This window comes from Streptomyces sp. NPDC007162, assembly GCF_040634175.1.
Taxonomy (GTDB): Bacteria; Actinomycetota; Actinomycetes; order Streptomycetales; family Streptomycetaceae; genus Streptomyces.
Map to the genome: position 1 here is coordinate 1 of NZ_JBEYFC010001050.1, position 1,151 is coordinate 1,151.

Genomic DNA, 1,151 nt, shown 5'->3' on the forward strand with positions numbered 1-1,151 from the left:
CCGGCCTCCACGGCGACCCGGGCCCGCACGGCCGGCGGCAGGACGCTCTCGCGGTACTCGCGCGGCTGCTCCTCGAACCACTCCACGGACGGCATGCCCAGCGGGAGCAGGTGGTCCCGCCACGCCTTGGCCGGCACCCGGTAGAGCGAGTGCTCGGGGTATGCCTCGTGCAGCATCTGCCACAGCGGTCCCAGACGGTGATACATGCGGCGGTGCTGGCGGCGTACCCGCATGGCCGCGAGTCGGGTGGCGACTCCGGGGTAGCTGACTCCGATGAGGAAGAGCGGGACCGCCATCGCGATGATCAATCCTGAGGCCCAGGTGACAGCCGGGGGCACAGTGCTCCCCTGCCAGCGAACCACGGTCAGCACGGTACGGATTGTGCAGGACGCGGCCATGGCGCCGATACCCACTGCCGCCAGCCAGAGGCCGGTTGCCAGCGGACGCTGTGAGGCCCGGGCGTAAGCGCAGGTCCACCGCAGGGCCATGGCCAGGGCATAGGCGAGATACACATCCGCGACGAGGTAGAAACTCCCAAGGGCCCGATCGCGCAGGTCGGATGCCTGGAAGTTCGCGCCGTGGTCATGCGAGCCCGCCGCGACGGTCGCCGAGATGAGGCCGATCGCGGCGAGAGCCAGAAAAAGTGCCTCACGGCGTGCGCGTCTGTTGCCGTCAGCGGCATCAGCGGCCGCCGAGTACAGGTAGAAGCACATCAGCCAATACGCCATGCTGAGCACGAACAGGTTCTGCACCAGCCGAGTGGCGCCCGGCCCGCCCGCAGAAGCGATCCAGCCGGCGAAGGGCTGTCTGGCCAGCAAAAAGGAAAGGGCGGCGCTGATCAGGCATCGCCCCGTCATGGCTGATTTGACCGTCAGCTCCGTCAGACGACCGGACTGCTGGGCGAACTGTTCGATGAGCGTGGGCGTGCGGCCCATGACGCGGCCCAGCAGGAAACCGCTCACCGACAGCGTCTCCTCCACCATGACCGACAGCACGGCCATCTGCTTCTGACGCTCGCGGGTGATCGTCCGCCGCTGGTTGCCGACGTTCCGGCTGATCAGCGCAAAGACCGGCACCATGAGCAGCGAGACGATCCATGACCCAGGCACCGACTCCCACCGCGGACACCGTCCGCCGACTGGTCCGTTCGC

1 protein-coding gene is annotated in these 1,151 nt (G+C 68.2%); it reads right to left on the bottom strand.

Features of this window, described 5'->3' with window-relative positions; all coding sequences use genetic code 11:
• The coding region (locus ABZ646_RS47065; RefSeq protein ID WP_360534039.1) for an MAB_1171c family putative transporter at positions 1–1,079 on the bottom strand (1,079 nt) is incomplete at its 3' end.
• Positions 1,080–1,151 lie beyond the last annotated feature (72 nt).